Origin of the sequence: Aporhodopirellula sallentina SM41 (genome assembly GCF_000346505.1) — a bacterium.
Taxonomy (GTDB): domain Bacteria; phylum Planctomycetota; class Planctomycetia; order Pirellulales; family Pirellulaceae; genus Rhodopirellula; species Rhodopirellula sallentina.
Genome location: NZ_ANOH01000002.1, coordinates 1 through 4,294, shown reverse-complemented (window position 1 = coordinate 4,294; position 4,294 = coordinate 1). Strand labels below are relative to the sequence as shown.

Genomic DNA, 4,294 nt, shown 5'->3' with positions numbered 1-4,294 from the left:
TTGGCTCCGAGTTTGGGGTGCCTCCGAGCTTGCCAGGCTATACGGGAGCGATGTGCATCACGATTCGACGATCGCGCGGCAACCGGTGAATTGACTCCGTGGGACTGCTATTGCCGAATCTAGCGTGACAGGTCTTCGGTGCTAAGTTTGCCGCTTTGGTCCGTTCCTTCGAGTAGGCTGTCGGCGAGGTCTCGCTTGGTCGCGTGAAGTTCCAAAATGCGTTCTTCGATTGTGCCCGAAAGGATCAGCCGATAGATCGTCACAGGACACTGTTGGCCGATGAGATGGGCGCGGTCGGATGCCTGATCTTCCATCGCCGGATTCCGCCACGAGTCCAGGTGAATCACGTAGTCGGCGGCGGTCAGATTCAACCCGGTACCGCCCGCTTTGAGACTAATTTAAAAAACGTCGCCTTCACCCGATTGAAATGCCTGGACGCGTTTTTTGCGAGTCGCCGCCGGGGTTTTAGCCCAGAGCGGTTCGGGCTTGATCATGTCCACCAAACACTTTGTGCCGAGTTGGCGGTGAAGTTCGCTTGCTTTGGCCTTTTCAGCCGATGCGGTTTTGAGCTCGCTGTGGCCGGCCAGGGCGTGGGCTTCCGCCGCCACCCAAAGGCAGCCCGTGGACGCGAATTGTGAAGCGGCAGATGTCAAGCCGCTGATGTCCGCGTTTCCATCGCCGGACAGGTGCAGCCACTTCGCCAGGTATCCGGCGATCAACTTGTCCAACGGGTAAGTTGCGATCTTCGACATCCGAGATAGCAAGCCGCCGGGATTGGATGGCGCGATCGCGTACTCCAGTGCGGCTTCGATCAAGCAGGATGCGTTTGTATACGGACTTTCTGTGCGACGTTGAGGCAAACCAGTGGCCCCAACTGCTTACTCGGGTGTCCCAGAGCTTTACTAAATTTCCAGACCTGAGGGTGCTCACATCGATCGTGCTGAAATGCGAGAATCTGCAAGACGGTCTTTTCAAGTCGGCCGAGACGCCGATATTGGTTGATTATCTTTTTCATGCTAACGAACGTACCTGACACAACCGAACCGGTGAAGGAAACGGAGTTTCAATGTCCACTAAAAAACGCAAGAATGCTCGCAAGCCAAAACGACGCCGCCGAGTGGGGAGCGACTCTAATTACACTCAAACGAGATCCTTGGAGCGACGTGCACGCAGTGCCTATCTCGACGATGATGATCCGGAAAAAGCGTTGGAATGGTTCAGACAAGCCGAAGCGGTAGGCCCGCTTTCCGACGATAGTTTGGATCTGTATCTGGATGTTCTGCACGTGCTACGAGAAATTGATGATTATGCCCGAATCGCCTTGACGATGGTCGATCGCCGGTCCGGCGACCCCGTGGCAAACATGCTGGCCGGCTCCGCGTGCTACTCAACCATGCAACCGGTCTCGGCAATCGTTTATTGGGAAAAGATGATTCAGCTGGACCCAAACTATCACGGTGTGGGACTCGCCCGTCAGGAACTCGCAAAGTTGCGAAAACACTTGCCCGAGATCTTGGACGCCTTCGTTGACGATTTGCCAAAAGAGCTTCCGCGAATCGCTTCGGTGGAGAACATCTTGCACTTCTTCAAGCTAGGCCGATTTGATGAGGTGATTCTTCGCTGTCAAAAACACCTCGACCGCTATCCTAACGATTTGCGAGCCCGCAATAATCTCGCCGAAGCGTTTTCGTATCGGGGTGACCAATCCGATGCGTTGGAAGTTCTTGATGAAACGATTCGGCAATCGCCTCAGAACTTTTACGCTCACGCCGTCCGCAGCCGAGTGTTGTACTTTTTGAATCGAAAGTCGGACAGCGCAGCCGATGCCGCGAAGTTGCGAACGTTGACGCCGAAACAGATCAGCGACGTAACCAAGGCGGCACAAACGTTCGCGTTTCGCGGCGATGACGACGAGATCGGTTGGGCTTATGGAGTTGCCGAAGAAAGCGGTTGGCTGGAAGACGAATCGCCCGAAGTTGCTTTACTGATGCACTATGAAGCCACCAGGTTAGCCAGAGCCGACGAGTGGAAAGCAGCAAAATCTCAATGGAAAAAGGCCGTAAGGATCGCCGGCGGATCGACTCAGGCGTCCGAAAACCTGGATGACCTTCGCCAACCGATTGGCGAGAGACATGGACCGTTCTTTTTCGATATTCAGGATTGGTTCAGCAGGAAGCAGCTCGCCGCTATGCATTCAGAGTTAGCCGCGATCCGTGATGGCGAGGACGAGAAAAGGCATGTGTCCAAGACGTTGCGGCGTTTCATTCAGCAAAACCGAGAAGTTGAAAGTTTGCTTCCCGCCATGCTTGATCGTGGCGACGGCCTGTCCGTCCAGTTCGCGGCAAAGTTGGCTCAATACAGCGACAACGATGACGCCCAGGTAGCATTACTGGATTTCGTGAGCGGTTCCCGTGGCACGGATTCGTTCAGGTCAGAGCTTGCCGGTGACCTGCATCGTGATGGCATTTTGAAATCCGAGACGATCGAACTCTACGTTCGTGGCAAGCCAGATCGAATCGAGTTCATCGATTTCGAGATCACCGACGAGCCAGTAATTCCCAATGATCGTGATGAAGCTTGCCTGCAAATGGTTGAGACCGCCGTCGAGCACTTGCACGCTGGAGAAGGTGCCGAGGCCGAAGAGATTTTCCGCCGTCTTCTCCAATCCGAACCGGATGCCCCGGATATCAAGAACAATTTGGCGATGGCGCTCCAAGTGCAGGATCGCTTGGACGAGTCGAACCGCTTGATCGATGAGGTGATCGATCAACACCCTGACTATTTCTTCGGTCAGATCGCATTGGCCAATCGCGCTTTGCAGCGGAAAGAGTATGACCAAGCTCTGGAGACCCTTATGCCGCTGCAGAGACGGAAACAGCTTCACGCGACGGAGTTTGTCGCGCTCGCGCAGTCGATGGTTTACACGTTTGTCGGTCGCCGCGAATTCCCCAGTGCCGAGCGATGGTTGGGAATGCTTCAAAATTACGACCCCGATCACCCGTCCGTCGGCCAACTCCAATCTCACATCCGGCTCAAGCGTGACCGTCGCGGACTGCTCTCCGGGGTGCTCGGCGGTGCCTGAGACGCCCGTACTCCGCTAATCGTCAGGGCGTAGCGTTGACCCAGTAAGGTGAAGTTGCGCTCTCCGCATGACCTTCGTTTTCCGGATGACGTTTCGTACGACTACCCCGCAGAAAACGATGTTTTCGACGCGAACCGGGAAATTCGCAGAGCAAAGGATGCGAGTATCGAGTTGCTTGAAATGATTTCTTGCCCACCCCTCACTTGACCTGCTCAGAAATCGCGTTTAATATCGTCGTTGCTATTGCGAGTCAGTCGCATTAGCCCCGGTCGAGCCAGCTAACTCTGTCCAGCCAGCCAGACATCCTGCCGTTGAATGACGGCGACGATTTACTATTTGGTTTCCTGTACGAGTTAACGAAGATGATCCACACACGCCGGGATTCGGTATCCACGTCTGCGCGCCATCATGGCGGTTTTACTCTCGTCGAGCTGTTGGTGGTGATCGCCATCATCGGCGTTTTAGTCGGTTTGCTGTTGCCGGCGGTGCAAGCGGCACGGGAGGCGGCGCGTCGCACTCAGTGCAAGAACAACGTGAAACAGATCGTGCTCGGCATGTCGATGTTTGAGCACACGTTCAAGCACTATCCGTATTCGCGAACCGGGTCGCTCTGGCGGATCTTGGCGTTCGTGGAGCAGCCTGACCTTGCCGATACTTTTAATGCGGCAAAGCATCCGAACTTCGACGATCCCTCGGCCTCCGAATACAAATGGGGCTACAACGGAACGCTGTCGACGGACTGGAGTAACAAAGACCTGTTGATTGAAGCGGCCGCTGCGGAATTGGGTGTCTTCCAATGTCCTAGCCGGACCGGCTCCGGTTCCATCCTTGATAGCGACGGTCTTTCTATGGGAGTTGCTGATTTCACAACTCCACGGATTCCGGCTCTTCGTCCCGAAGGTCATCCGCTGTATTACAAGGATGGTGAACCACAGATGCAATTTAGTACGGCGATGACGCCAGCATCGGGATCACGGAATCGAAATCCAAACAATAAAGGTGGGCGAGCGGCGAGCATCCTCGACGGTCTTTCCAATACCTTGATGTACTACGAATGCATCGGTTCGCAAGAGTTGTTCGTTCGAGGCAAAATGGCGAGTACCACCGGAGGTCCGAGCATTACGTGGGCCGGGAGTGGTGATGGCGTGAAGATGCGTGCCTATCTCGCTGACAATTTGTTGGCGGATACCTCGGATTCCAATCGGGGCAAAT

General features: G+C 54.9%; 2 protein-coding genes and 1 pseudogene. 2 read left to right on the top strand and 1 reads right to left on the bottom strand.

All coding sequences use genetic code 11. The annotated features are described in order from the left end of the window. Positions 1–119: 119 nt before the first annotated feature. Positions 120–464: pseudogene (locus tag RSSM_RS33515) on the bottom strand (helicase-related protein); the annotation flags it as partial. A gap of 602 nt (positions 465–1,066) precedes the next feature. Here RSSM_RS33515 and RSSM_RS00035 point away from each other — a divergent pair. Both RSSM_RS00035 and RSSM_RS00030 read left to right on the top strand, forming a co-directional pair. Beyond that, the gene (locus RSSM_RS00035) at positions 1,067–3,082 is read left to right on the top strand and encodes a tetratricopeptide repeat protein (protein ID WP_144059451.1); all 2,016 of its coding nucleotides are present in this window, start codon (positions 1,067–1,069) and stop codon (positions 3,080–3,082) included. A 362-nt stretch (positions 3,083–3,444) separates the two neighbouring features. Further along, positions 3,445–4,294: DUF1559 family PulG-like putative transporter (locus tag RSSM_RS00030; protein ID WP_044300299.1), on the top strand; the 850-nt coding region annotated here is incomplete at its 3' end.

What these genes read in the sequence shown, in the direction of transcription:
- RSSM_RS00035 (WP_144059451.1), top strand. Translation starts at nt 1,067, where the DNA reads ATGTCCACTAAAAAACGCAAGAATGCTCGCAAGCCAAAACGACGCCGC.